Raw genomic sequence first — 3,799 nt, 5'->3', positions numbered from 1 at the left:
GCCATCGGGCTGGCCATTCTCGTTATTTACTTCCGTCAACGGGGCACCATTGCCGTCGATGATGTCAACCGGATGAAGGGATAAGGCTTTGGCTATCCAGCTGATCGTATTCCTGCCCCTGCTGGCAGCGATAGTCGCCGGTTTCGGTAATCGGGTCATTGGTAATGTACCGGCGAAAGTCATCACCACCGGCGCGCTGTTCGCCGCCTGTGCGCTCAGCTGGCCAATATTCCTTGGCTTTGTGAGCGGGTCCAGCACCGCCGAAGTCGTGCCGGTTATGACCTGGATTGTGTCCGGTGACCTGACCTTCGACTGGGCCCTGCGCGTCGATGCGCTGACCGCGGTCATGCTGGTTGTGGTGACCACCGTCTCGGCGCTCGTCCACCTTTATTCATGGGGCTATATGGATGAAGATCCGGACCAGCCGCGTTTCTTCGCCTATTTGTCGCTGTTCACCTTTGCCATGCTGATGCTGGTGACCGCCAACAATCTCGTCCAGATGTTCTTTGGCTGGGAAGGCGTCGGCCTGGCATCCTATCTGCTGATCGGTTTCTGGTTCAAGAAACCCAGTGCCAATGCCGCCGCGATCAAGGCTTTTGTCGTCAACCGGGTTGGTGACCTTGGCTTCATGCTAGGCATCTTTGGTACATTCCTTGTGTTCGGCACAGTGTCGATTCCCGAAATCCTCGAAGCCGCTCCGGCAATGGCCGGCTCGACGATCACTTTCGCGGGCATGCGTCTCGATACGATGACCATACTCTGTCTGCTGCTGTTCATCGGCGCGATGGGCAAATCGGCGCAGCTCGGTCTGCACACATGGCTGCCCGACGCGATGGAAGGCCCGACACCGGTTTCGGCGCTGATCCATGCTGCCACCATGGTCACCGCAGGCGTGTTCATGGTTTGCCGCCTGTCACCGATGTTCGAAACCAGTCCGGTCGCCTTGATGGTTGTGACCATCGTTGGCGCTTCCACCGCGATATTCGCAGCCACCGTTGGCCTGGTCCAGCACGACATCAAGCGCGTGATCGCCTATTCGACCTGTTCGCAGCTCGGCTACATGTTCTTCGCCGCTGGCGTTGGCGCCTATAGCGCGGCGATGTTCCACCTGTTCACCCACGCCTTTTTCAAAGCGCTTTTGTTCCTCGGTGCGGGTTCGGTAATCCACGCCATGCATCACGAGCAGGACATGCGCTTTTATGGCGGACTGCGGAAAGAAATCCCGCTGACCTTCTGGGCGATGATGGCCGGAACGCTGGCGATTACCGGGGTCGGTATCGTCGGACTCGGCGGATTTGCCGGTTTCTACTCCAAGGACGCGATTATCGAGGTTGCCTTTGCCAGCGGTACGGAAACGGGCCAGTTCGCCTTCTTCATCGGCGTCTTCGCTGCGTTGCTCACCAGCTTCTACAGCTGGCGACTGATGTTCCTGACTTTCTGGGGCACACCGCGCTGGATCCAGTCCGAACATATCCAGCATAGCGTCCACAAGACACCGAAACAGGCGGGAGCCGATCAAACCGGCGGCTATCATCCGCATGAAAGCCCGTGGTCGATGCTGATCCCTCTGATCGTTCTGGCCACCGGCGCCGTTTTCGCCGGCTTCCTGTTCCACAACCAGTTTGTCGAAGCCGCAGAGGGCGCAGTCTTCTGGGCCGGAAGCCTCGCGTTTGACGAGCATCTGATGCACGAAATTCACGAAGTGCCGCTGTGGGTGAAACTGTCATCGACGGTCGCCATGCTGACGGGTCTTGGCACCGCCATCTTCATGTATTTCTTTGGCAAAGACCGTCCTGCGCGTCTCGCCGCGACGTTCGCTCCGCTGTACCAGTTCTTCTTCAACAAGTGGTATTTTGACGAGCTCTACCATCTGATCTTCATCCGCCCGGCATTCTGGCTGGGACGGCTGTTTTGGAAGAGTGGCGACGAAGGTACGATTGACCGCTTTGGTCCCAACGGGGTTGCTGCGGTCATCGCGAGCGGCGCCGGCGTGATGAAACGCTTCCAGAGCGGATATCTATACACTTATGCGCTCGTCATGTTGCTGGGCCTCGCTGCCGCTGCGACCTGGATTATCGTGCAGGGAGCCAGCTAATGAACCAGCTTGATTTCCCGATCCTGTCGCTGATGATGGGTCTGCCAATGCTGGCAGCGATTATCTGTCTTTTTCTCAATGCGCAGGCCGCGCGCTGGCTGGCGCTCCTGACGACGCTGGTGCTGTTCGTGCTCGGCGTGGTCCTCTGGGCCAATTACGATATCGGCGGTCCGCAATGGCAATATGTCGAGCGGTCCGAGCCGTTTGGCAGCTTTGCCTGGGCGCTGGGTATCGACGGCATTTCGATGATGCTGATCATGCTCACGGTCTTCCTGATGCCGATCTGTATCGGTGCCAGCTGGGAAACGATCCAGACAAGGGTCGGCGAATATATGGCTGCCTTCCTGTTCATGGAAGTGCTGATGATCGGCGTGTTTGCCGCTCAGGATATCTTCCTGTTCTACATCCTCTTCGAGGCTGGCCTGATTCCGATGTATCTGATCATCGGGATCTGGGGCGGCGCCAACCGGATTTACGCGAGTTACAAATTCTTCCTCTACACCTTGTTCGGTTCGGTGGTGATGCTGATCGCGATGCTGTGGATGGTCCAGGATGCGGGAACCAGCGATATTCCGACCTTGCTCAACTATGATTTTGCACCCGAGGCACAAACATGGCTGTGGCTGGCTTTCTTCGCCAGCTTCGCGGTCAAGATGCCGATGTGGCCGGTCCATACCTGGCTACCGGATGCCCACGTGCAGGCACCGACCGCCGGTTCGGTGATCCTTGCCGGTGTGTTGCTGAAAATGGGTGGCTACGGCTTCCTGCGTTTCTCGCTACCGATGTTTCCGGAAGCGTCCGAGCAATTCATCTGGCTGGTCTTCGGCCTGTCGATGGTCGCGGTCGTCTACACGTCGCTGGTGGCACTGGTGCAGCAGGACATGAAGAAGCTGATTGCTTATAGCTCGGTTGCCCATATGGCGATTGTCACGCTCGGCCTGTTCGCGTTCAACCGCCAGGGCATCGAAGGCGCGATTATCGTGATGCTGAGCCACGGTCTGGTATCCGGCGCGCTCTTTCTCTGCGTCGGCGTGATCTACGACCGCCTGCACACACGGGAAATCGATCGCTACGGCGGATTGTCGATCAACATGCCTAAATATGCGATCCTGTTCATGCTGTTCACCATGGCCTCGATCGGTCTGCCGGGCACCAGCGGATTTGTCGGTGAATTTCTTTCGCTGGTCGGCCTCTACAAGGTCAACAGCTGGGTCACGCTTGTCGCGACGACGGGGATCATCCTCGGCGCAGGCTATATGCTCTATCTCTATCGCCGGGTTGCATTCGGTGAACTTGTTCACGAGGATGTCAAAGCAATGCCGGATCTGTCTGCGCGGGAAATGGCGCTGCTCGCGCCGATCGCCGCTGCTGTAATGTGGATGGGTGTCTATCCCGAAAGTTTCATGGCTCCGATCCGCGGCGACGTCGGCGCGCTGGTTGCACGCATCGACCGCGCGGCTCCAGAGGGCGATGCTCATCTCAAAATGGGTGAGGCCAAAGCCGTTGCCAAAGACCATGATGCAGGGGAGGCACACTGATGGGTATCGGAAACTCCCTCTGGCTGGTTTCACCGGAGATTTTTCTCTCGGTCTCGAGCCTGATCCTTTTGATGGTTGCCGCATGGGGTGGTGACAAATCGGCTCGCCTGGTAACGATATTGTCAGCAACCGCGTTGTTTGGCGCGTCGATCCTGTTGATGGTGCT

The 3,799-nt window shown here is 57.9% G+C and carries 2 protein-coding genes and 1 pseudogene; all 3 read left to right on the top strand.

The features are described 5' to 3' along the window. Positions 1–84, top strand: a pseudogene (locus tag WBM93_RS05065) (NADH-quinone oxidoreductase subunit NuoK); the annotation flags it as partial. 4 nt (positions 85–88) lie between these two features. After that, on the top strand, positions 89–2,095 hold the full coding sequence (gene nuoL, locus WBM93_RS05060) for an NADH-quinone oxidoreductase subunit L (protein WP_424429024.1): 2,007 nt from the start codon (positions 89–91) through the stop codon (positions 2,093–2,095). Continuing rightward, positions 2,095–3,633, top strand: a complete 1,539-nt coding sequence (locus tag WBM93_RS05055; RefSeq protein WP_424429022.1) for an NADH-quinone oxidoreductase subunit M — start codon at positions 2,095–2,097, stop codon at positions 3,631–3,633. The genes nuoL and WBM93_RS05055 overlap by 1 nt, the downstream gene beginning before the upstream one ends. The last annotated feature ends 166 nt before the right edge of the window (positions 3,634–3,799 follow it).

It is taken from the genome of Parasphingorhabdus sp. (assembly GCF_049667325.1).
Taxonomy (GTDB): Bacteria; Pseudomonadota; Alphaproteobacteria; order Sphingomonadales; family Sphingomonadaceae; genus Parasphingorhabdus.
The sequence above is the reverse complement of the archived record's forward strand: the minus strand, read 5'-3'. Positions and strand labels throughout refer to the sequence as shown.

Coding starts and splice junctions, on each gene's coding strand:
- WBM93_RS05055 (WP_424429022.1), top strand. CDS start 2,095: ATGAACCAGCTTGATTTCCCGATCCTGTCGCTGATGATGGGTCTGCCA.